At 70.2% G+C, this 22,303-nt stretch carries 18 protein-coding genes; 5 read left to right on the plus strand and 13 right to left on the minus strand.

From position 1 onward, the window contains the following. Positions 1 to 9: 9 nt before the first annotated feature. Together OV090_RS30760 and OV090_RS30765 are read right to left on the minus strand one after the other, a co-directional pair. Positions 10 to 531 carry a hypothetical protein gene (locus OV090_RS30760; protein WP_267708216.1) on the minus strand — a complete coding sequence of 174 codons (522 nt, stop codon included), beginning with the start codon at positions 529 to 531 and terminating at the stop codon, positions 10 to 12. A gap of 52 nt (positions 532 to 583) precedes the next feature. After that, positions 584 to 1,633, minus strand: coding sequence for a tyrosine-type recombinase/integrase (locus tag OV090_RS30765; RefSeq protein WP_267708217.1), 1,050 nt, complete (start codon positions 1,631 to 1,633; stop codon positions 584 to 586). An 868-nt stretch (positions 1,634 to 2,501) separates the two neighbouring features. On the opposite strand from OV090_RS30765, the gene OV090_RS30770 reads away from it, so the two are divergent. Next, entirely contained in the window at positions 2,502 to 2,624 is a 123-nt protein-coding gene (locus OV090_RS30770; protein WP_267708218.1) for a hypothetical protein, read from the plus strand. Between the two features lie 510 nt (positions 2,625 to 3,134). Here the strand turns inward: OV090_RS30770 and OV090_RS30775 are convergent. Further along, complete coding sequence (locus tag OV090_RS30775) at positions 3,135 to 6,698, minus strand: M36 family metallopeptidase (RefSeq protein ID WP_267708219.1); 3,564 nt, start codon at positions 6,696 to 6,698, stop codon at positions 3,135 to 3,137. Positions 6,699 to 7,484: 786 nt separating this feature from the next. Here OV090_RS30775 and OV090_RS30780 point away from each other — a divergent pair. Continuing rightward, positions 7,485 to 8,609, plus strand: coding sequence for a PAS domain-containing protein (locus tag OV090_RS30780; RefSeq protein ID WP_267708220.1), 1,125 nt, complete (start codon positions 7,485 to 7,487; stop codon positions 8,607 to 8,609). Positions 8,610 to 8,673: 64 nt separating this feature from the next. On the opposite strand, the gene OV090_RS30785 is transcribed toward OV090_RS30780, so the two are convergent. The 6 genes from OV090_RS30785 to OV090_RS30810 all read right to left on the minus strand — a co-directional run bounded on the left by OV090_RS30785 (position 8,674) and on the right by OV090_RS30810 (position 13,691). After that, entirely contained in the window at positions 8,674 to 8,904 is a 231-nt protein-coding gene (locus OV090_RS30785) for a hypothetical protein (protein WP_267708221.1), read from the minus strand. A 244-nt stretch (positions 8,905 to 9,148) separates the two neighbouring features. Further along, a complete protein-coding gene (locus OV090_RS30790; protein ID WP_267708222.1) occupies positions 9,149 to 9,370 on the minus strand; it encodes a hypothetical protein in 222 nt (73 codons plus the stop codon). Positions 9,371 to 9,902: 532 nt separating this feature from the next. Then, on the minus strand, positions 9,903 to 10,166 hold the full coding sequence (locus tag OV090_RS30795; protein WP_267708223.1) for a hypothetical protein: 264 nt from the start codon (positions 10,164 to 10,166) through the stop codon (positions 9,903 to 9,905). Positions 10,167 to 10,804: 638 nt separating this feature from the next. After that, on the minus strand, positions 10,805 to 11,359 hold the full coding sequence (locus tag OV090_RS30800; protein WP_267708224.1) for a hypothetical protein: 555 nt from the start codon (positions 11,357 to 11,359) through the stop codon (positions 10,805 to 10,807). Positions 11,360 to 11,455: 96 nt separating this feature from the next. Next, entirely contained in the window at positions 11,456 to 12,616 is a 1,161-nt protein-coding gene (locus tag OV090_RS30805) for a sigma-70 family RNA polymerase sigma factor (RefSeq protein WP_267708225.1), read from the minus strand. A 37-nt stretch (positions 12,617 to 12,653) separates the two neighbouring features. Beyond that, positions 12,654 to 13,691 (minus strand): hypothetical protein, encoded by a 1,038-nt coding sequence (locus tag OV090_RS30810; protein ID WP_267708226.1) that lies wholly within the window; start codon positions 13,689 to 13,691, stop codon positions 12,654 to 12,656. A 454-nt stretch (positions 13,692 to 14,145) separates the two neighbouring features. Between OV090_RS30810 and OV090_RS30815 the strand changes: the two genes are divergently transcribed. Both OV090_RS30815 and OV090_RS30820 read left to right on the plus strand, forming a co-directional pair. Further along, complete coding sequence (locus OV090_RS30815; protein WP_267708227.1) at positions 14,146 to 14,730, plus strand: hypothetical protein; 585 nt, start codon at positions 14,146 to 14,148, stop codon at positions 14,728 to 14,730. Between the two features lie 330 nt (positions 14,731 to 15,060). After that, positions 15,061 to 16,218 carry a hypothetical protein gene (locus tag OV090_RS30820; RefSeq protein WP_267708228.1) on the plus strand — a complete coding sequence of 386 codons (1,158 nt, stop codon included), beginning with the start codon at positions 15,061 to 15,063 and terminating at the stop codon, positions 16,216 to 16,218. 210 nt (positions 16,219 to 16,428) lie between these two features. Here OV090_RS30820 and OV090_RS30825 read toward each other — a convergent pair whose 3' ends face one another. Next, a complete protein-coding gene (locus OV090_RS30825; RefSeq protein ID WP_267708229.1) occupies positions 16,429 to 16,983 on the minus strand; it encodes a hypothetical protein in 555 nt (184 codons plus the stop codon). Positions 16,984 to 17,079: 96 nt separating this feature from the next. Between OV090_RS30825 and OV090_RS30830 the strand changes: the two genes are divergently transcribed. Next, positions 17,080 to 18,177, plus strand: coding sequence for a hypothetical protein (locus OV090_RS30830; RefSeq protein WP_267708230.1), 1,098 nt, complete (start codon positions 17,080 to 17,082; stop codon positions 18,175 to 18,177). Between the two features lie 7 nt (positions 18,178 to 18,184). On the opposite strand, the gene OV090_RS30835 is transcribed toward OV090_RS30830, so the two are convergent. The 3 genes from OV090_RS30835 to OV090_RS30845 are packed head-to-tail and all read right to left on the minus strand — an operon-like array spanning position 18,185 to position 22,296. Beyond that, positions 18,185 to 19,807 carry a hypothetical protein gene (locus tag OV090_RS30835; RefSeq protein WP_267708231.1) on the minus strand — a complete coding sequence of 541 codons (1,623 nt, stop codon included), beginning with the start codon at positions 19,805 to 19,807 and terminating at the stop codon, positions 18,185 to 18,187. A 54-nt stretch (positions 19,808 to 19,861) separates the two neighbouring features. After that, entirely contained in the window at positions 19,862 to 20,737 is an 876-nt protein-coding gene (locus OV090_RS30840) for a hypothetical protein (protein WP_267708232.1), read from the minus strand. Between the two features lie 8 nt (positions 20,738 to 20,745). Further along, the gene (locus OV090_RS30845) at positions 20,746 to 22,296 is read right to left on the minus strand and encodes a serine/threonine-protein kinase (protein WP_267708233.1); all 1,551 of its coding nucleotides are present in this window, start codon (positions 22,294 to 22,296) and stop codon (positions 20,746 to 20,748) included. Positions 22,297 to 22,303: the final 7 nt, after the last annotated feature.

Consider the following 22,303-nt stretch of genomic DNA (forward strand, 5'->3'; position numbering starts at 1 on the left):
TCTTCGACTTCACTTCGCGCCGCGCGTCCGCGCCCGTGCCGGCGCCGGCTTGCCCCGCGCCGGCTTGCCCCGCGTCGGCTTCGCCCGTGCCGACCGCTTCGCCGCGCGTCGAGCCTCCGCCGCCGGCGCGACCACGCTCTTCAGCAGCAGCGCCGCCATGCGCCGGACCTCGACCTCGACCTTCGCCCGCTCGCCGAGCTCGGCGACGCTCAGGCTGAACGGCAGGAACGCATTGGTCGCCTTCACCAGAGTCGACGCAGTCGCCGCCGCGTCCTCGACCTCGAACCGCCCGCACGCCACGCCGGCCGCCAGCACCCCGGCCACCAGCGCCACCTCGCGCTCCATGTGAGCTGTCCTTCGGGCCATGTACCCCGGCCGCACCGCCTCGAACAGCTCGTCGAGGCTCTGGCGGTACGCGCTGACGCTGTCGAACCGCCGCAGCACCCGCTCGATCAGCACCGCGCGCAGCACCTCGGCCGGATCGCCGCCCCCGCTCGCCAGCGCCACCAGCCGCGCGTACGTCTGCGCCACCACCCGGTCGATCGACGACAGCCCGACCTCTTCCTTGCTCGGGAAGTACCATTTAGTTCGTAAACGTACGTTTAGACCGCATCTGGACCACGTTGCCAAGCTTTGCCTGACCTTTGCCAAGTCGAGAGGACCGGGCCTCCAGCGCGGCGATGGCTTGCTTGGCAAGCGCGAGCTTGTTCACATGGACATAATACAGCAGGGTCGTCTGAAGATCCGAGTGACGGGCAAGAGCCTGAAGCGCGTACGGGCTCTCGCCGGCCTCGGCCAGGTGGGTGAGCACGGAGTGACGGATCCGGTGCGGCCCGCGGACCTCCACACCGGCCCGGACCTGGATCTTGTTCACGATCCACGCCAGCGCTTGATCCGTGGTGTGAGCGCGCCGTCCCCTCTTGGGCAGGAAGACGAACTTCACGTCGGGCCGCGTCGCCAGAAGCTCCCGGAGAGCTTCCTTCAGACGGGACGTCAGCGGGATCGTCCCGACCTCGCCCTTAGGGCTGTCCTGGAAGACACAATGGGAGACGTTCCGCTGGATCGTCATGCCCACGTCCCAGTTGATGTCCGACCACTGGAGGCCGGCGCATTCACCAATGCGCATGGCGCCGTCCACCAGCAGCAACATCAGGACTCGCTCTTCCAGGTCCTCGGCCGCATCGATCTGCTGCTCAAGCTCCGCCTCGGTGTAAACGTCCACCTTCTTTTTCTCGGCCTTGGGCCACTTGAGCGACGGAATCGCATGCATGGCTGGGAGCTTCCCCCGCTCCTTCGCCCAGTTAAGGCAAGCGGTAAGTTTCTGCTCCGCCAGCTCGATTGAACTTCGGACGCATCCACGCTCCATCATCCGCGAGCGAAGGTTCGCAAGATGCTCTTTCGCGATTTGGTCCGCACGGACCTTGCCCAGCAACGGGCCGAGGTCTTTGCGGTAAATGCTACGGTATCCGGATTGAGTGGAAGCTTTCTGATGGCGAATGTGCTCGTTGTCGAAGTCGATCCACAATTCGGCCAGCTTGGGGACTCTTTTCTCAGGTTCTTTCTTGTCCTCCTTCTTCTTCTCCGTCGCGTCTGCCTTGGGCGCGCCTTTGCACGCTTCCAAGAACATCTCCATCCCACGTTCCTCCGGACCTTACTGTACTGCTGCATCATCTCGTCGGTCAGCCGTCGCTGGCATTCCAGGTGCTCGGCGAACATCATCGAGCCGAGTTTCAGGATGGCCGCCATGGGCGCGAGCACCGGCTCGGCGGGGCGGACATCGGGGCCGCCGGCGGGCGACGGACCAGCGCTGGACACGTTTTCGCCACCGAGCTGCCCGATCGTGCCATCGATCCAGAGCCGCTTGCCCGGATAGAGTCGAAGGAACAGCTCTACCGACTCCTGCAACTTGTCCTTTGGAACATGCACTTCAAGACACGCGCGATCCTGAGCGTCGAGCAACCTCACCCCATGCACGGCAGCAACCTCCGCCCGAACACTGGCACTCGCGAACGGGTGCGCAAGTGCCTAATTTCGACCACCAACGCCAGTTGGGTGTCGCTTGAGCATCTTCGAGCGGGACCGTGGAGACGCGGTTCATCGCAATTTTGTGTACGCATTCCTGTGTCGATCGATGGACAGCGCTGCGCCGATTGCTGCACGCATTGCTCCAGCAGAGCTGTACGCGTTGCTTGGCGCATCGCCGCTGGACGCTGTATACGTTGCAGTGCACAGTCACCTCGCGCGTGCTAGCCTGAGCCGTCGATGAGGGCGATGGCGTTTGACGAGCAAGGGGGGATGCGGGACGTGCTCGACATGTTCAAGCACTGGCACGAGTTCTGTCGTGCCACGGCCAAGGGCTTGGCGAGCACCCCGGATGACGAGCTCTTCGTAGTCCGGCAGCTCGGGCTCCCGAGCAGCCGGGTGCTCGCCGTCGTCGATCCCGAAACCCGGCACAGCCCGTCCCCTCGATCGCCCCCCTCACCACCGCCACCCTGGGCGGCATGTTGATAACCTTGCTCGTCTCCCTGTTCGCCCGGGCTTCCTGCGACTTCCAGCTCGCCGGCCCGGTCAGCGAGGCCAGCGAGGCCCCGAGGCTCGTGCAGGCCGCGCGCAGCGCTCCGTGATCATCGCCGGGCGCCTCGGCTCCCCAGGTCCGAAGCGGGCCACGAGCGCGGGGCGCCTCGCGTGCCAGGTCGGCGGTACATCGACCAGTGTGATGCGCGAGCGAGGTATGGACCTCGTCGTGATTACCCGGCGAGCGGCGCTTCCGACAGACTGCCGAAGCCCCGCTTCGCCGAGCTCGACGCCGAAAGTTCGGCCAGCGGGGCGCACGCCGGTGCGCGTGTCCTGGAAGCCAACCAGCCGACTGGAGCACATCCGTCACGTCCGCCCGCGGGCAGGAACTCCAGCGACGGGCAGTTCGCTCCGGTGGCCCCGGGGCGCCACGACCCCGGAACGGCGCCACGCGCGAGACAGCCAATCATGGGCCTCGCATCTCGGTGCGCAAGTACCACCGCCGCCACCGCCACGCATCGGCTGCAGCGGCACCAACGGCTCCCGCCCGTTTCCAGCGGCCCAATCGTGCGCAGGCGGGTTCACCGTCGACGAGGGGCCTCGACGTTGTACGCCCGCGGTCAGCGGCGCCGGCGCCGGCGCAGGCCCAGCAGCGCCAGCCACGGTAACGCCTGGGCCAGCGGGGCCGGGCCGTCCTCACCGACGACGCAACCACACCCGGCCGAGACGTTGGCCCCGGGCCCGGTGTCCGAGGCTTCGCCGGCCGACGTGCTGCCCTCGGTGGGGTCGGTCGAGGCGCCGGTGGTCGGCGCCTCTCCGCTCTCGTCCCCGTCGGTGGGGTCCTCGGAGGGGACGCACGAGCCGGCGTCGGGGATCCAGCGCGGAAACGGCGAGTTGGTGAGACCTGAGATCGAGATGTCGTCGATGTCCCAGCCGGGTGCGCTGTAGGCTCCGTTGGTGCCGACGCGGAAGCGAAGGCGCATCGTCAGCCCCGCGAGCTTCTTGCCGAGGTTCACGCTCCAAGGCTTGCGCGTCGGGTAGCCATAGCTCTCGCCGACGAAGGCGGGACGTCCGGTCAGCACATTGCCGTTGGCGCTGATCTCGCCGTTATAGCCGGCCTCTGGGAGGACCAGGTTGAGATCGTGCCAGTTCTCGCCGTCGTCGCTCGAAAGCTCGATCACGCCGCCGTCCCACGGATGATCGTTGATGAAGTCGAAGCTGAACGCATGCTCGAAGCTGAGCACGAAGTCCTCGTCCTTCGACACGACCAGCGGCGGCGAGACCAGGCTGACGTCGCTGTTCGTCGGGATGTCGGCGGCATGCCAGACGTGGCCGGGGCCGTTCCCCATGCGCGACCAGACCAGCTCGCCGAGCTCGCCCTCGACGGTCCACGGCGTCTCGTCGACCTCGACGTCGTCGCTCGTCGAGCTCGCCATCTGGCGGTCGGCATGGCCTTGACCGCGCAGCAGCAGTTGGCCGGGCGCCTCGCACCCCTCCGCCCCGTTGACCCGCAGCCGGAGCGCGATGGGCTGCGGCGCGGTCACCGTATCGGCGAGCGCGACCGTGATCTTCACCGTGGTCTTCTCCAGCGGCGCGAGCTCCGGCAACGCCACCGCGAGCCCGTCGGGAAACACCAGCGCCGGATCGAACTCCGCCACCTCGAGCTTCGATCCGGGCGGGAGCGGCACCATGCCGGCGTTGAACACCTCGACCTCGACCTGCCCGACCTCGCCGACGTCGAGCACGCCGTCGTGGTCGCACGACGCGAGGTCGTCGCTCAGCTTCGCGGTGAGCGGGACGCCCCGCCCCCGCACCTCGAAGTCCTCCTTCACGCCCTGGAAGGTCTCCGAGTAGCGCGGCGGCGAGACGGCGCAACTGCCCGCCCCGCGGCGCGCGAACGCGGCGGCGAACCTCGTCGCGTCCGCCGCGCTGGTCGCCGCGACGGCCATCAGCAGGGCGTCCCGCTGCTCGGTATGGGTCGCGTCCGGCGGCGCCAGCATCATCGCGGCGACCACGTAGTCGGACATCCGCCGCCGGACCTCGTCGAACGTGAGGTCGCCCTTGTGGGCCTCGTGCAGCGCGACGTAAGCCTCCCACAACATCGACGCCCACACCTCGCCGGCGTTGTGCTGCTGGCTGTTCGGGCTCGGCGACTTCTTGACCGGGTGGTCGTCCGGCAGCGGCTCGCCGTCGGCGATGTGGCGGAAGCTCAGGGCGTTTCGCGTCGGGTCGACCGAGTACGGCACGCGCCGAAAGCCGAAGTAGCCGGTCGAGTCGAGATTGGCGTACTGACCGATGACGAAGGCCCGGTCGAGGTCGTCGCCCTCGCGCAGGCTCATCAGCAGCGCGTTGAAGTCGCCCCACCCCTCGCTCTGGGCCCGGCCCGCCGCGCTGCCGGTGAAGGCGAGGCGGTAGTGGAGGAAGTGCCCCCACTCGTGCGCGACCAGCAAGTTGTCAAGGGCGCCGTCTCGATCCGGGCTCGGAGCGCCGGCGATGTGCACGGTCTGCTGGCCGAGTTGCAACGCCGCCTCGATCGCGTCACCCGCGGCCTTGCTCGTGCCGACGGCGGGGATCGACGGATCGACGATGTCCTCCGAGTCTTGGAGCTCGGGCGGGTTGAGGTCGTTGCTGGCGCTGACGAGGACGACTCCGACCGCCCCGGCGGCCTCGGCGGCGGCGACCTTGAACTCGTCGTCGCAGCCGCCGCGTTTGATCAGCGCGATCTGACCGCTCACGTCGTTCAGCGGCGGATCGCAGCCGTCGCCAGGGTTCACACCGCCGGCGTCGACGACCTGCACCATCGTCGCCGTCACGTCGAAGTTCTCCGGGCCGAAGCTCGCCGCCCGCGCATTGAACTGCTGGTTCAGCGGCGTCAGCTCGAGGTCCGCCAGCGCCGCCGGATCGAACAGCAAGATCTCCATCCGCGGCGAGGCGCCGTCGACCGGGGTCCCCATCCAGCCGTTGTTGCGCAGCCCGCTGAAGGTGCCCTCCTGCGCCTCGACGAGCATCGGGTCGCCCTCGGTCCCACCGCGCCCGAAGTTGTCGGCCTGCGCGTTGCCGGTCGCCTCGGTGAACCCGGACTCGTACCACCAGTCGTGCTGCCAATTGGCGACGTAGAACAGGTTGACGGCGACCGCCTTCCACTGCGTCTCATTCGCACGCGGGCCGAGGGCGGGGTCGTACACGTGATCGAACACGCCGGGCGAGGTCGCCGTGGCGCGGAGCCGATCCCCGGGCTCGGGATTGTCGCGGCTCGGATCGACGTAGGCGTCGACGTTGTTGCCCCGGGTCTCGGTCGCGGCCGGCGGCAGCCACGGGTCGGGCTCGCCGTCGGGGTTGGTGTTGAAGCCCTCCATCGTGATGAGCGCGGGCTCCGTGAACTTCGTCGGGCCCTTGCCCGGGACGCCCGTCGGGTGCGGGTTGTAGTCGATCGTCGGGCCGTCGAGCGGCCGCCCGTCTTTTCCGGGCTCGGCCCACGCCCGGTATTGATGGGAGTGGGCGGTCGCGTCGCGGCGGTATAGGAGCTGGCCGTCGTCGGCGGCGACGATGTATTGATAGAGGTCTTCCTGCCCGTCGAGCGAGGTCTGCAGCTCGACGAAGTGCCCCGGCACCAGCCTGTCGCCGAGCGGGAAGTAGACCGGCCGCACGCGCGCGGGCTCGCGGAATCGTAGCCGCCCGCCGGACGTGAGCGCGTAGTGACGCCATTCGGCCCGCGTCTCCCTCGCCGCGAGCGCGACCTCCCCGATGTCGCCGTGGAGGTCGCGCAGGGCGATGCCGATCGCACGCTCGGCGGACAGCGCGAAGGCCGGCGCCCGCCCGGGCAGCGCCGCCGGGTGTGGGGTCCCCGAGATCGCCACCAACCGGCGCGTGCGATCGAGCAGGAGCTTGATGTCGGCCTGGAACACGTCGACGCCGTCCACGGTCTGCCGCAGCGCGACGATGATCCCGCCGCGCCCGGTGTCGTGGGTGTACAGGTGACGCGCCGCCGCGAGAGCCGCCCGCGTGACGCCGTAGCTCGGCGCATGGCGCTCGAGATGCGACCGCGCGGCCGCCTCGAGCGACATCGACTGCGGCGATGGCTCGGCGAGCGGGGTCCACAACAGCGAGGGCGCGCCGCGCCCCGGCTCCCGCGCCACCGCGACCCCCGCGGCGACTGGCGCGGGTGGGGCCGGAGGGACAGACATCGCCGCATGGAGGTTCGGCAGATCGCGCGCTCGCGCGTCAGCGGAGAGGACGTAGAGGCAAGTCAGGGAAAGAGCAGGAAATAATAAGCGAATGGCCACCCAAACAAAGAGATGAGTAACGGCGTATTGGTTGATACACCCGCAGCGAGCTGCCGGTGATTTGTCGCACGCCCAATGCAACTACATCCCGGAGCGCTGGCAGTCCGGATACGCGGGGATGTAGGCCGGGCAATTTTGTTTCGTCGATTGCAGCGAGCGGAGCCCGACTCCTCACGTCGATGGCGGTGGCGCTCGCAACAGCGCACATCGCCGGCGGGCGACCGATGATACCGACGCGCGGCGAAGGCGGCACGCCGGCCGCGAGGTCCGCGAGTACGACCACAGGACCAGAACCGCGGTGATGAGCCCGAGCAGGCCGCGCATCAGACGAACCGTCGCCCACGCCGACGTGTCGCTCGTCGCGTCGGCCATGTCGCCGACGCTGACCATGAACGCGCTGAGACCCAGCGGGAGCGCGACCAGCCGCGCGCGCGGCCACGGCAGCGTCACCAGGAGACCGACCCACGCCACCATACGGATGCCCGACCCACGTGTTGAGCTGTTCAAGACCTCGCGAGACCCTCAGGCGGACAGGAGCAGGGGCGGGCGGTACGGGCGACAACGTGGGAACGAGCGCGGCCGGTCTCTCGGCAAGCGACGCACCGGCGGTGCTCAGGGCGCGGCGGTCGAGCCCCGCGCGCTCGCAGACGTAGACAGGCCCAGCGGCGCACGCCTACGATGCGCCCGATGAATCTCGACGTATCCGATGTATTGCAGCAGGCGCCCTTCGTCGTGCTCCGGATCGACGCCGACGCGCGCATTCTCGACTGGAACGACGAGGCCGGCGCGCTGCTCGGCCTCGACCCCGCGCGTGACCGCGGCCGGACGCTCGCTGAGCGGGTCCCCGTCGAGGGCGGCGACGTGGCGTGGCGCGGGCTGCTCGGCGCGGCGCGCGGCGCCCGGCGCACCTGGACCACCCGCCGCGACGATCGCACCTTCACGTGTACCTGGCTCGTGCAGCCGCTGCGCGACCCGACCGGCGCGCCCGCCGGCGCGATGCTCTACGGTCGTGACGTAAACGTCGAGACCGAGACCGAGCGGCGCATCCACCTCGAGCGTACCGCTCTGCGGGCGATTCTCGACAACCTCGCGCTCTCCGTCTGGATCATCGACCCGAAGGGCGACTACCTGTTCGCCGAAGGCAAGGGCCTCGCGCACTTCGGGCTCACGCCGGACATGCTCGCCGGCGGCAACATCCTCACGGCCTTCCCCGACAACCCGGCGACCGAGACGATCCGCGCCGGGCTCTCCGGACAGCACGCGCACTACCCCTCGGTCGAGGCGGGCTACGACTTCGAGAACTGGCAGATCCCCGTGCGCGCGCGCGGTGGCGAGGTCACCGCGCTCGTCGGCGTCACCCTCGACGTCACCGAGATGCGACGCAACGAGCGGGAGCTGCAGACCCGCCTCGAGCAGATCGAGCGTCAGCAACAGGCGATCCGCGAGCTCTCGACGCCGATCATCCAGGTCTGGGACCACGTCCTCACCCTGCCGATCATCGGTCTCGTCGACAGCGTGCGCACCGCAGAGATCATGGACAGTCTGCTGCAGGCGGTCGCGCGCTCCCGGGCGCGCTTCGCAATCCTCGACCTGACCGGGGTCGACGTCGTTGACACCGGCACCGCGAGCCACCTGCTCGGCCTGATCCGCGCGATCCGCCTGCTCGGCGCCGAGGGGATTCTGACGGGCATCCACCCGAACATTGCCCAGACCATCGTCGCGCTCGGCTTCGACCTCTCCGGCTTGGTCGTCCGCTCGACGCTGAGCGAGGCGCTCCGGTTCTGCATCGCGCAGATGCAACCGGGCCGCTGAGCGTCTGTTCCCCGCCCCATGTCCTGCGGCTCGGTGCATACGAAGATCCGCACCGACGCCGGGATCATCGTCGCCCCTTTAGCACGTCGAGCACGCGCCCGAGCACGTCGGCTTCGACATGGCCGCGGATCCGCAGCAACACGCGCCCCACCTCGATCTCGAGCACGCCGGCCTCGTTCGTCATCGAGGCGGCGACCTCCTGCGTCACCTCGACGAAGCCGGTGTCGCCCGAGCCCCGGCCGCGTGCATCGGTCTGTGCCGCGTGCAGAGACCATCGTCGCAGGGCACGAGGCACGGACACCGGGAGCGATGACGGTGAGGGTGGCGAGACGGGCGGCGAGGTCGGTGAAGCTGTTGGAGCGGCTGAAGTCGCGGCCTCGGGTGGAGCTGCAGCGGAAAGCGGAGGGGATGGACTACGTCTGCGGCTCGCATGCCGACACCGTGTTCCAAGTGCGACCGGACCCGCGCGGTTTACGGCGCTGCGGTCGACCCTTGGTGACTCGACGACGGGCTCAGGCGCCGACAAAAGCCCGGAGCGCCTACCTGGACGGCGTCGCCAGACCGCCGGCGAAGACGGCGGCGGCGAGGAAGAAGCACCCGAAGCTGGTCCACATCATGGGCTCGACGCGCAGGACGATTCCGCCGGCCATGGAGATCGGGCCACCTCCCACCAGGGCTACGAGGGTCCCGGACGCCCCGAGCAGCGCGCCGAGAACCACCAGGGCAATCCCGGCGAGGAAGTATGGTCTGGTGCGTTTCATGGCCGCCTCGTGGGGAGCAGGCGGAGACTACGCCTACCTCGCCCGCACCGCCAGACGAGGCTCGCTGACGGAGCCCGCCACGCCCGCATAGCTCGCCAGGAGCGGGTCTCCCTCCGCCCGCCGCCGCATGCGCGCGCGAACGTGCGGCCGCCGGTGTTGCTCGGCGCGAATGATCGCCGACACCTGCGCGACCGCCCAGCCGGGCCCCGCGCTCGGCATGCCGGTCGGTCCGCTGACGCTGTCCAGCCTCGCCGACGTCGACTGGTTCGTGCTCCCGGCCGACGCCAACGCCGTCGGCAAGTCCGTGCACGTGGTGACGGCTCCGGGCGACTCGGACACCGATACCCTGGTCGAGGTGTTCGGAGGCACCTCCCCAGGCGTCCGCACGGACGCCGGGTTCAAATCGCCCCTGGCCATTCGTCTTGGCCGGAGCCTCGGCGGCTCGGACCTCGCCGGCGGCGAATCGAAGGACTATGACCTTCGACGGGAGCCGGCATTCGACCCGGATGAGCCACCATTCACGAGGGTGGGATCACTTCGTCTCGAGGTCCTGCGCGCCGTCGCCGGTCTCGACGACGTCGCACGGGCTCGGCTCCGCCGCGTCGCTCTCGTAGCAAAGGCCCAGGACCTCGTCGTACACCATCTCGCTGACGGCGGTGGTCTCGTCGCCCGCGCAGGGGGTGCACCAGTTGCAGGCGTTGGGCGGCTCCTCCTGCAGGCAGATGGGGTCGCAGCACCTGGGCGCGGCGGACGCCGTGCCGACCCCGATCGCACCGAAAGACAGGACGAATGCCATCACCGCGAAAACATGAGCAGAACGCATGAGATACCTCCAGTGTTTGCGCCGAGTGCCCCGAACAATTCGAGGCATGCGACATGAATGACTTTCTCAGAACCCGAGCGAAAGTCAAGCTGCGATGAATCCCGTCGGCTGCAAATTGGTCGTCGCGAATCAGCCGGGACCGACCGGGCGAAAGGACGTTGTGGGCTCGGGAAACGGCGAGAGTTCGACCGCTCGCTGCTTTCTCCGCTGGAATCCACGGCCCGCGGAGAACATCCCGCCGTCGGCGTATTCGCCGAGACGATGGGCCTCGGCCGAATAGGCCGTCGGCCCGCTCGACCGCTCGCTGCTTTCTCCGCTGGAATTGGTGACTCCTGGAGAACAGGCGGTCCGCCGCCCACACAGTCCGCGCGGCGCCGGTGGGTCGTGCCGCCCTCGGCATTCACGCTGGGGAGGTCGAGGCGGCCGCGACGCGCTTCCGCGAGCCCGATGCACGGGTCATGTTCGCCTTTGCGCCGCGACGCCGCCGAGGACGACACTGCCTTCATTCAGGAGCGGGGCGGGCCCCCCGGCGGGGCAGCGGTCCTCGTCGGTGAGCGGACCGCGTTCCTGGACGCATTCCGCGATGATCGCCCGCGCGGGCGCCGGCGCGCTCACGGCCTGCGCAGCATCGCGATCGTCCAGCGGCCGGGGTACGCGTCGGCGCACAGATTCCCCTCGGTCGCGACCTCGATCGCCGTGGGCACCCACACTTGGTACTCGCCGACGTCGGCGTGCGAGCCGTCGTGCAGCACGACCGGCTCGCCGCCCGGAGTCGCGGCCGAGAACATGTAGCGCGCGAACTCGTACCCGCAGTCGTCGCTCTCGCTCGGGTCGCAGAACGCCTCGTCGCTGAATTGCAGCGGCGACCAGTCGTCCGCGTGCAGACTGCCATGACCTGTCCTGGCGAACAGGAGCACGCCGCCGTCGGCGCTGACGCGGATGCGATCGAGATCCGGCGGGCTCTGCTGATAGCTCTCGAGCATGACGACGAGCCCCGGGGTGAATGCGCCGAGGTCGGGCGCAGGGCCGGCGGACAGCGTGCCAGCCGTGGAAGCGGTGCCCGGGCTCTGGCCGACCGGATAATCCAACACGCAGGCCAGGAGGCAGCCGGCGGCGAGGAGAGCGGCGAGATTGATGGCAGGGCGGTTCTCCGCGGAGAGCGTCACGGGGTTACCCCTCTGTGGTATAGTTCTCCGAAGCTGCGCCCTTCCGTCACGAGCCAGGATCGCGGGTCGGCCCAATCAGAGCGGTGGCGTCACGAGTTATCGCGCGCACACGTAGTGCTCGAACTGCTGTACCAGCGCCGAGGTCGGGAACTCCACGACCAGGCGCTGCGCGACGGCCTCGGCCTCGGCTGCGCGGTTCAGCTGGCACAGCGCATCGACCCGCGCCGCCTCACGGGCGTCGACCAGGGCGCCGCGCGGGAATTCGCGGGCATGCGCGACCAGCAAGGCCAGCGCGACCGCAGCCGCGCCTTCGTCCAGGCGCCCGCGAGCCTGGTCGAGCAGCGACACCTCGGCGGACAGGCGATCGGGCTTCGCCGGCGGCGACGCTGCCGTCGCCCGCGGCACCGGCGGCGGTGGGTCTGCGCTCGGCTCGCTCCGGGCTGCGATTGCGCCTGTCTTCGGGGACAGGACCGTCTCGCCTCGCTCGGCCCCCCGCGCCGGTGGTGGAGGTCGTGGCCCGGCCCCGCGTTCGGTCGCGTGCATGGTCGCGCCCCCCGCGACGATCAGCGTCGCCGCCACCGCCGTCCGGGTCGTGGCCAGCGCTCCGAGGGTCCCCACCGCGCCGGTCTTGCCGAGCACCGGCCCCAGCAACACCCACGTGCGCTGCGCCCGTCCGGGCGGCGCAGCGTCCCGGCGGCGCATCTGTTCGGCCGACGCCGCCAGCTCCGCCTCACCCAGCCGCGCCTGCAGCTGCCCCCGCGCCAGCCGCAGCCGCGAGTAAACGGTGTTGACCGGCAACGCCAGCTCCGAGGCGACTTCCGGCCCGCTCATCCCCAGCAGCTCGGTCATCTCCCACACCGCGCGGAGCTCTCCGGCGAGCTGAGCCAGCGACTGCTCGAGCTGTTGGGCCGTGTCGAGCCGCTGGTGCGGGGCGTCGTGTGCCGCCGGCAACACCTCGGCGAGCGCCGCGACCCGTCGAGCTTGCCGGGCCGCGCCCCGCCGGTAGCGCCAGGCGATCCGCCGCGTGACCGCGAACAGCCACGCCCGCGGCGAGACCTCGTACCGCAGCTCGTCGAGCCGGCGATACGCCGTGATGAACACCTCCTGCACCACGTCATCCAGGACCACCGGCGGCACCCCGAAGCGGCGCGCCGCCGCCCATACGAAGTCGAACTCGCGCCGATAGAGCGCGTAAAACCGCGCGCGGCGCGGGTCGTCGTCGCGCCCAGGTTCGTGGTCGGTCGCCGGGACGTGCATGGCCTATTGCTCGATTCTCCGGGTTTCTCGGGTTCCGTCACCGCGGATCGCGAAAGCGTAGCTCCACGCCGACGAGCAACCGGCCGGAGATCAGGGACGAGTCGAACAGGGACACCCGCGATCCGGGGGCGACCACTACGAAGCCAGGCACGAAGATTCCAGCGACCCCCTCCAGCGCTACCCCGAGCCGAACCCGCGGGTGCACCACCACCGCCACCCCGGCCGAGGCCACGACCGCCAGCCACAGCCCGGTCATCCCCCGGGCTCCCGCCACATCCTGCGCGACTCCGCGGACCCCTCCCAGCTCCAGGCCGCCGCACAGCGGGATCTCGACCCGCTTCGTGCCCGGGCGTCCGCACCCGAGCACCGCGCCCATGGCCCCGAACGCCCGCAACGAGCCCTCTGGGCGATCTGTCCTGCGCGGCGCGAGGAACATGCCCCGGAATTCCAGCCGCGCGCGTCGCCACAGCAGGCCACCGACCAGCGCGACCGCGGCGGTCACGCCCGGGACCGCCCCGAGTTCAGGCCCTCCCTGGATCCTCATCAGCCCGCCCGGGCGCCTCCGCATGCGGCCGCTCGTCGTCGCCGACTGCCCGGAATCGTCCGCGGGGGCAGGCCCGGGCACGCGCATCTCGACTTCACCGTCGAGCCCCGGCGTCGCGGCCGGCGGCGGATCCGGCGTCGGGGGCGTCTCGCGGCTCGATTGCACCGATTCGCGACGGAGCGGCTCCGCGGCGTCGACGGGAGACGCTTCCGTCGTCGGCTCCGCGGGCGACACCGCCGTCGTTTCCCCCATTTCCACCTCGCCCTCGTCGATTTGCGGATCTGCGGGCGGCGCCGCGCCGCTCCCCTTCGCCTCGCGACGGGTGGCGGCCGTCGCCACCAGCAGCGCCGTCGCGTCGACGAGCGCCGCGCAGCGCTGAGACGTCAGCGTCCGCACCTGGCCGCGGCCCTGCGCCGAGATCTGGAGCGCGAGGCGAAAGCGCGGGGCTTCGGCGTGCGCCGTGACGCGGGCGTCGACCCGAACCTCGTCGACGAACCTCCGCCCGAGCCGGCGATCGATCGCCGCCAGCAACGCCTCGCGTCCCGGGCAGTCCCTCGGAGCTTCCCACACCAGCCGGCTCGGTGGCTCGGGGACCTGCGCGGCGAGAAACCCGGCAAGAACGAAGGAAACTGGCATCGTCGAGGAACGGAGAGCCTAACACTACCGGCACCCGCCGTCGGATGAGCGGCCCGCCCCGCGCAGCCGAGCCGACGCGCGCGCGAAGTTCCTGTCTTTTCTTTCACGCTCGCGCCGTGACGGACGAGCCTCGACGTGGAGAACAGGACAGGTGAAGGAGTGACCGGTGAGCCACCTCCGATCACACAGCCCGCCCCTCTGTCTGCTCGTCCTCGCCGCGGCCCTGCCGTCCGCGTGCGTCCTCGACTACCCGGTCGGAAACACCCCCCAATCCACGGCGACCGGCGAGACGGAGCCGACGAGCACGCCGACGACGGGCGGCACCGACACGGCCACGAATCCGACCCAGATGCCGACCGGCGGGCCGCTGATGTGCGCCGATTTCCTGTCCGACCAGGACTTCAACGAGATGGTGTCGATCACGATCACCAACGCCGGCGACACGCCGGTCTGGCTCGAGTCGGTCGGGTGCGCCAAGCTGCCGGCGCTGCAGATCACCGACGCGAAGGGGCTTGACCACTATTTCGTCGAGGGCGACTGCGCCGCGCCACTATGCGATGAGCTGCTGCAGGGTGTGTGCGAGCGCGGGTGCGAGGACTGCGGAGGGCTACCGAAACTGCGGCTCGATCCCGGCGCCCGCTTCGCGCTGAACTGGGCAGGGGCCGACGCGGAGGTCATGCAAATGCCCGCCGAATGCGCGCCGGGAGAGGGATGCGCGGGAGAGTGCGTGGCGGCGCGGACGCGGCCGGCGGGCGTCTACGACATCACCGTGACGGCGTTCCATGGCTGTCTCGGCGCCTGCGAGTGCGAGCCGCCGAGTCCCGGGAGCCACTGCAAGCTGACGGACGCGGTCGTGCTGAGCGAGCCGCAGACGCGGAGCGAGCCGCTGTCGTTCCCGGATACCGTGGACATCGAGATCTTGATCGGCGGTTGAAGGGGCGGGTTTGGAGAGGATGTCCAAATGGACAGGTCCGTATCCGGTCGCGCCGGGCCGCAGGAGCCGCGGCGCGATGTCTTGTCACTTCGCGGCTCGCCGCCGTGACGAACGAGCCTCCGGGTGGAGAAGAATCCAGTGAAGGAGCAACCCATGAGCCAAATTCGATCGCACAGCCCGCCCGCCCGTCTGCTCGTCCTCGCTGCGGCCTTGTCGTCCGCGTGCGTCCTTGACTACACGGTCGGAAACACCCCGCAATTGACGGCGACCGACGGCGCCGACGACGAGTCCAGCACCGCCGCGCCGGAGCCGGCGGTCTGCGGCGACGGCGTGGTCGGCGGCGACGAGGCATGCGACGACGCCAACGACGTCTCCGACGACGGCTGCGACCGCGATTGTCGGCAGACCGCGCTCGTCGAGTGGACGCGCAAGGATCATGGCGTCTTGTGGGGAATCATCGGCCTGGACGTCGCCGTCGATCCAGCGGGCCGCATCGTCGTCGTCGGAGAGGATAACAACATGGCGTTCGTCATGGTCCTCGATCCCTCGGGATCCCTCGTCTGGCGACGCGACGTACCGAACGGCGCGCGGCAGTTCACGACTTTCACGGGCGTGACCGTGGACGAGGAGGGGCGCATCTTCGCGGCCGGCGACGGGGGCGTCGCGGGCGCCGGTGCGCCGATCCTCCACGCATTCGGGCCCGAAGGCGCGACGCTGTGGACGTTCGAGGAGCCTCTGGCCGGCGTCGGCGACGGTATCCGGGCGCTCGCGCTCGGCGACGGCGGCCTGTATTCGGTCGGCAGCGAGCTGCAGGGCGACGACAGCCAGGACCTCGTCGTCCGTCGTCACGATCCCGCCACGGGCGCCGTCGCGTGGAAAGTCAACCACGGAGACGATGGGCGCATCGATGCCACCGGCGTCGCGGTCTCCGGGTCCGCGGTCGCTGCAGTGGGCTTCGTCGGTCGAGACGAAGACCTGTTCTGGCACTCTCTCGTGGTGGTCCTCGACCAGGACGGGGCCCCGCTGTGGAGCCAGGAGGAGGATGCTGGGGTGTGGTCCGGTGTCGCCGCGATCGGCGACGGAGACCTGTTGCTCGCGGGTCACGGCGACCACGACGATGACGGGCGCTACAGGGCCGCGCTGCGCCGCGTCGGTCCCGACGGCGCGGAGGTGTGGCGTTTCACCGGCGACGCGCCCGAAGAGGGGTTTGACGATGTCGTCGTCGGCGCCGACGAGACGATCGTCGCCGTCGGCACCAGCCGGATCGCCGACACCCAAGGCACGTACAGCTTCGCGCGTCACCTGACCGGAGACGGCATGCCGACGTGGATCTCTTACTTCTCCAAGAGCGACGCCCTCAGGGAGACAGCCAAGGGCGTCGATTTCGGGCCCGGCTTCGCCGTCGCCGCCGGTTACTGGGATGCGCCGGCAGACCCGGTGGAAGGCTCGCCGAGTCACATGTGGGTCCGTCGGTTCGCGGTCCATTGATAGGAGCGCCGTGCGGGTCGCCAGCGCGCCTGGCCGCCCGCGCGGGAGGCGAGCCCGACCTGGCGGCCCCCTCGCGGCGTCGCAGCCGACGAACGTCGTCTCGAGGCGTTCGCGAACCTCCGGCGTCATGTCGATGTCACTGTCCGTCTCAGTGTTCGCGTTCGTTGCTCTTCTCCCCAACCCGCCTGCCGTGCTGACGGCGCCGGCGGGTCACGCGGATTGCGAGCGCAGCCACTCCAGCCTGAGCTTGATGATTCGGCGCCGGAGCCCGTGACGAGTAATGCCCAGCAACTGGGCAGCGCCGATGATGGAGCCGCCGCGCTCGAGGGCCAGTTCGCAAAGCCGGCGCTTGGCGGCGAGGAGGTTGAGGCTGTCCAGGGGGATGCCGGGCGGCTCGGGGGGCGGCGTCTCGTCCATGCTCGTCGGACTCGCCTCACCGGCCTCCGATTCCCCTGACTTCTCGTGCGCGAACTCGCACTCGGCGTCAGCTTCGAGGATCGGCGCAGAGGGCAGGCCGAGACCGTGCCGCACCAGCTGGGCGAGCTGGTCCAGCGAGGCTCCCCGGTCGAGTTGCTCGCGGATCCAGCGGGCTCGCTCGATGGCCCATGGCGGCCACAGGTTCCTGCTGCCCTGGGCATGGCCGCCGCCGACGCGGCGCGGCTCGGGCATCAGTTCGCCGAGCACCCACTTGCGGACGACGGGGGAAGGCGCGCCTGCGGCCTCGACAATCTGCTCTTGGCTGGCGAATCTTCGGGGACCCTGCACGCATGAGCAGTGGTACGGGGGCGAGATTGCCCGCCAGATGCGCCGATGGCGCTGGGATGCGTGACATCGCGCGCCGTGCCGCGCTACCCTTCGAGGGTGCCGCGTCGTCTCGCCCTCGCCGCTGCAGTCGCCCTTGGCTGTGGGACCGACAACTCGCCGGCGTTCACGACGACGACGACGGGCGTCACGTCGGTCGCGCACACGTCGAGCAGCTCGGGCAGCACGACGACGTCGACCTCGACGACGAGCTCGACCGGCGGGACCGCCGAGGACAGCGCCGCGGCGAGCAACTCGGCGTCGACGTTCGACATGGCCCCGCCGCCGGACCTCGACGACCCGACGCCTGCGGGCTGCAAGGGCAAGATCGACTTCGTGTTCGTGATCTCGGCGCTCTTCACGATGGCCGGGGAGCAAGATCAACTCGTAGCGAGCTTCCCCGGCTTCCTTGATGTGTTGGAGACGAAGTTCGCCGGCTTCGACCGGCACATCATCAGCGTGAACACGGACGAGAAATGGCGGGGCCTCGGCTGCGAAGCAGCCGAGAACTGCGGGAACAAGGGCAACTGCGGCCCGAACGCCATGGACTACGTCTGCGGCTCGCACGCCGACACCGTGTTCAAGTGCGACCGGACCCGCGGCGCGGGTCTGCTCTACAACGCCGGCCCCTACGCCACCAACCACCCGTGCGAGCTCTACGGGGGGAACCGCTACATCATCGAGGGCGAGACCGATCCGGACGCGTTCGCTTGCATCGCACAGGTGGGCACCTTCGGCGACGATCCGCCGCTCGCCGACACCCTCGTCGCCGCGGTGTCCGACGAGCTCAACGGCCCGGGCGGTTGCAACGAGGGTTTTTTACGCGACGACGCCCTGCTCGTATTCGTCTTCATCATGGACAACGAGGACGACGAGTCGGTCCTGAGCGCGAAGAAGGTTCACGACGCGGTGGTGGCCGCCAAGGGTGGCGACGAGCACGCGGTCGTCGGACTCGCCATCATCGCGCAACCGCTGGAGGGCGAGCCCGTGCCCGGCTGCGTCTACGATGACGGCCTCTGGCCGATCCACCTGCGCGAAGTGATCAAGACCTTCGACTATCACCACGAAGGCAACATCTGCGCCGACAGCTACGACGGGTTCTTCAGCGAGGCGGCCGATCTCGTTCACGAGGCGTGCAACGCCTTCATCCCACAGTGAGCCACGCTCACTGGCGCACGAACGCCGCCCGGGCGTACCGCACGCCTCCGGACGTCAGCTCGCCGACCGCGAACACCTGATCCCAGGGGTCGACCGCAGCGCCGTAAACCGCGGACGGGTCCAGGCCCGACGAGAACTTGTGCTCGTACGTCAAACCCTTGCGCCCGAGCACGACGCCGCGGAGCGTACCCCCGTCCATCACGACTCCCACGGCGATCACCCCTCCGTGCGCGCTCACGGCGACCCCTGTCCCGTACGCGGCATCCCCGGCCGCCTCGGGCGACCACCAGATCCGGGCGCCGCTGGCGTCGTAGATCGCGATCTCGATCCGCTGCGACGTGCCGTCACCCGTCGCGCCGTAGCCGACGACAACCACGCCGTCCGGGTGTGCGGCTGCCCCGAGGTACATGCCTTGCCGCCATCCGCCGCTTGCCGCCTGCACGACCACTGGGTCGAGTCGCGCACCGGTCTCAAGGGCCAACGGCACGAGGATCCCGCGTGTCTCGTCCCACCAACCATTGTCGTGTTCGCCGGTGCTCGCGCCGACGACCCAGGCGACGCCGTCCTTGATCACCACGTCGAACGCGAGGTCGTCGAATTCGTGCAGGTTCAGTTGACCATTGGGTCCGTGGTCCCAGCCCTTCGCGCTCACGACCGCGACGCCCTCCGCGTTCATCCGCCAGATCTTGATGTCCGTGTCGCCGTAGCCCGAGCCGCCGAAGCCGACCGCGATACAGCCGCTCGCGTCGTCGCTGGCGATGCCCCGCACCGTCGTCCCGGCCTCGGTCGGCATCTCGACGCTCGTCTCGTGGCCTTCCGCGTCGAGCAAGAGGATCCGCGGCCGCCACTTGCTGTCCGCCTGGCGGACATTCATCGCGACCCAGATCTCGCCGTCCGGCGTCAGCGCGACCGCATCGACCGCGCCCTCGCGCGAGTCGAGCACAATCGTTCCCTCGGCCCAGACCTCCGCGCCGTCCTTGCCCCGCCGCTTCCGGATCGACGGGCGCGGCGCCCCGTCGACGACGACGGAACCGACCTCGATCGCGTCCCCCTCGGGCGTTGCGACGACGCGCCGCGAGGTCGAGCCGCTCGGCCCCAGCCTGGCCCACGCGAGATCGCCGGACGCCGGCGTGGCGACCTCGAACATCACCGGCGGCCACACGTGCGCGAGCGGCCCGCGCATGGCGGTCACTTCGAGCACGTGCGCGCCGTTGTCGATCGAGCCGAAGCACGGCGCGGCGCCGGTCCACACGCCGCCGCCCTGATCGGTGAACGGCTCCAGCTCGGCGCCGTCGAGGGTGGCCCTCACGAGGCTCGCGCCCTCGGTCGTCACCGTCACCGGCACCGAGCCGGCGAGGTGGACTTTCGCTGGCACGTCGACGCCGAGGATCCGCGGCGGGAGCAGCTCGGCGTCGCTGGCTGTGCTGCCGGCCTCACCCGTGCTCGTCGCGTCCGTCGTGTCCTCGGGCTCGCCGGTCGCCGGGCTCGGCTCGTCGCTCGAGTTCGCGGGGCCCGTCATCTCCGCCGCTCCCCCGTCGCTGCTCGCACCTGTCCCGGCGGTCATGTCGTTGGCGAGGAAGTCGGCCCACGACGGCGCGTGATCGACACAGGCGCCGAGCGCGAAGAACATGCAGAGGGACACAGCGCGACCGCGGAACATGGCGACCTCCGAGCGCAGGGGGGCTCAGAACGAGTATACGAAGCCGGTGCCGCCGGCGCGCGCTCTCGCGCGTGAGCCTGCGCGACTCGGCGCGAGCAGGACGGCAACGCTTGTAATTACGCTTACACATCCAACAGCGAGCAGGGCCGGCCATGTCGCATGGAGCCGGACATAGCGGTCATCGGCGTCGTGCGCCGCGGCCCGCTCGGCGGCCGTGTACTCGCGGCCCTGCGCGCCGTCGACGATGGCGGCGAGCTCGGCTTCCGCCTGATCGCGTCGCACGAGCGCGCCAGCCATGCCCCCGAGCAGGCCGAGGCCGACCCCGCCGAGCACGGAGGCAGCGATCACGCGGCCGCGCGGCCTCCACGGCGGTCTGTCCTTCGCGCCAGGTTCGGGCGTGCTGTCCTTCGAGCCAGGTTGTGGCGCCGGTCCTTCGGCTCGCGGCCCGGCCGTCCGCGTCGGCCCGGTCATCGGCGTCGGCGTCGGCTCGCTCGTCGGCGTCGGCTCGCTCGGCGGCGGCTCGCTCGTCGGCGTCGGCTCGCTCGGCGGCGAGGCACACTTCGCGCCGACCTTGCCCACCAGGGCCGCGTCGGTCGCTTCCAGTTCGACCCACGAGGCCCGCTCCTTCTCGCTGGCGAAGCCCCCTCGCGCAAGCAGGCCGCTTGCCACGTCGAGAGCCTCGCACAGGTGGGCGACGTCCCCCGTCGTCCGGTAGAGAGCGCGCAGGCTGTCGTGGACCCCGTAGAGCGCCGCGGGAGCGTGGACACCCGGAGCGGCGGCCCGCTCGCGGTGCAGCTTCAGCGCGAGCTCTAGCTTGCCCTCGTTGAAAGCCGCGACGGCCTCGGCCTCGGAGGGCGGCGGGGGGAGCATGGTCGACACCAGGACGAGGCGCAGCAACATGGGCTCTCCTACCGAGCGAAAAAGGTGTGTTGCCTCTGCCCCTTGGCGACGCGGAGGGCGAAGTGCTCCAGGGCCTCGCGGATACACCGCGTCTCCGGCGAGTCCGAGGCGACACCTCGAACGCTGGCCGGCTCGCCCGCGGCGATGGTCGTCAAGAGCGGTTCTGCGTCGATCTTCGCGCGCTTCAGGCAGGCCCGCGCGCGAGCCTCGGCCCGCCGCATGCGGGTCGCCCACGGCTCGGGCCGCGGCGGCTCGGTCGACTCGACGACCGCGCTCGCGGCCGCCGGCTCGACAACCCGCGACGGCTCAGCCGCGCGCGGCTCGACGGCCGCGCTCGCTACTGCAGGCTCGACGATCCGCGGCGGCTCGACGACGGGCGGTGCTACGACCCGCGGCGGCTCGGCGGTGGGCGACTCGACGACCGCGCTCGCCACCGCTGACTCGCCCGGCGCTGCCGCCCGCAGAAGCGCCACGGTCGCGCCGACGCCGAGGGCGAACGATGCGACCGAGGCCCCGAGGACAAACGGCAGCGACGATCGCTTCGCCGGCGCCGCGAGGCGCGACTGCACGATCTCGAGCGCCCGGACCAGCTCGGCCATGCTGCGGTGGCGCTCGGCCACACGCGAGACGCCGCGCCGAAGCTCGAGGACCAGCGGCCCGAGCTCGGGCGCGAACTCCTCCGCTCGGATCTCGCGGTGGCGGTACACCTCCGGCGCATACAAGCGCCGACCCGTGATCATCTCGTACAAGACCACGCAGACCGAGAAAACGTCCGTTCCGGGCGAGACCCTGCCCTCGTTGACCCACTGCGGGCACATGTACGCCGGATTGCCGATCCACTCGGTCTCCGCCGTTCGCCAGCGCTTGCCGACCGCGGTCGGATCGCGCAGGTGCGGCTGGTCGTAGTAGTCCGCGGTCAGAAGGGCCGCGCCGAAGTCGATCAGGCGTACGCGCTCGCCTTCGAGGATCACATTGTCCGGCTTCACGTCGCGATGGATCACCCCGGCGGCGTGAACCGCCGCCAGCACGCGGCCGAGGTCGATCGCCAGCGCAAGCGCTCGCGCGGGCGGTATCGTCGTCTCGCGGCGCAAGCGGCCGCGGATCGTCTCGCCCGAAATGATCTGCATGGCGAAGTAGGGCTCGCCCTCGGCGGTCTCTCCTATGTCGTAGATCGCCGGGACGCCCGGGTGCCCGATCGCCGCGAGCGCTCGGTATTCCCGCCGAAAGCGCTCCGTGAAGCTCGTGTCCGCATAACTCGGCTTGATCCGCTTGATCGCCACGTTGCGACAGGCCACGCGATCGTATGCGAGCTGAACGACGCCCATCCCGCCCACCCCGAGCGTTTGCAGCAGCGTGTAACGCTCGGCGAAGGGGCCGAGCGGCAGACCCGCCACTTCCGCCGCGGCCGGCTCGTCATCGTCGTCGCCGGCTCCCAAGTCGAGCGGCGGGCTCACGTCGAGCGGCGGATCGAGCAAGCCGAAGGCCGACTCCTGCGGAGCCCGACGAGTGACATCAGCCGGGTCGAGCGGCGGGAACGGGCTATCGGCGAGGACGGTCAAGGCGCGC

This window comes from Nannocystis sp. RBIL2 (genome assembly GCF_026626745.1).
GTDB lineage: Bacteria > Myxococcota_A > Polyangia > Nannocystales > Nannocystaceae > Nannocystis.

Excerpts from the sequence above, each read along its gene's own strand:
- OV090_RS30815 (WP_267708227.1), top strand. The coding sequence starts at position 14,146 with ATGCCGACCGGCGGGCCGCTGATGTGCGCCGATTTCCTGTCCGACCAG.
- OV090_RS30775 (WP_267708219.1), bottom strand. The coding sequence starts at position 6,698 with ATGTCTGTCCCTCCGGCCCCACCCGCGCCAGTCGCCGCGGGGGTCGCG.
- OV090_RS30765 (WP_267708217.1), bottom strand. The coding sequence starts at position 1,633 with ATGGAGATGTTCTTGGAAGCGTGCAAAGGCGCGCCCAAGGCAGACGCG.
- OV090_RS30805 (WP_267708225.1), bottom strand. The coding sequence starts at position 12,616 with ATGCACGTCCCGGCGACCGACCACGAACCTGGGCGCGACGACGACCCG.
- OV090_RS30780 (WP_267708220.1), top strand. The coding sequence starts at position 7,485 with ATGAATCTCGACGTATCCGATGTATTGCAGCAGGCGCCCTTCGTCGTG.
- OV090_RS30790 (WP_267708222.1), bottom strand. The coding sequence starts at position 9,370 with ATGAAACGCACCAGACCATACTTCCTCGCCGGGATTGCCCTGGTGGTT.
- OV090_RS30795 (WP_267708223.1), bottom strand. The coding sequence starts at position 10,166 with ATGGCATTCGTCCTGTCTTTCGGTGCGATCGGGGTCGGCACGGCGTCC.
- OV090_RS30770 (WP_267708218.1), top strand. The coding sequence starts at position 2,502 with ATGTTGATAACCTTGCTCGTCTCCCTGTTCGCCCGGGCTTCCTGCGAC.
- OV090_RS30840 (WP_267708232.1), bottom strand. The coding sequence starts at position 20,737 with ATGTTGCTGCGCCTCGTCCTGGTGTCGACCATGCTCCCCCCGCCGCCC.
- OV090_RS30835 (WP_267708231.1), bottom strand. The coding sequence starts at position 19,807 with ATGTTCTTCGCGCTCGGCGCCTGTGTCGATCACGCGCCGTCGTGGGCC.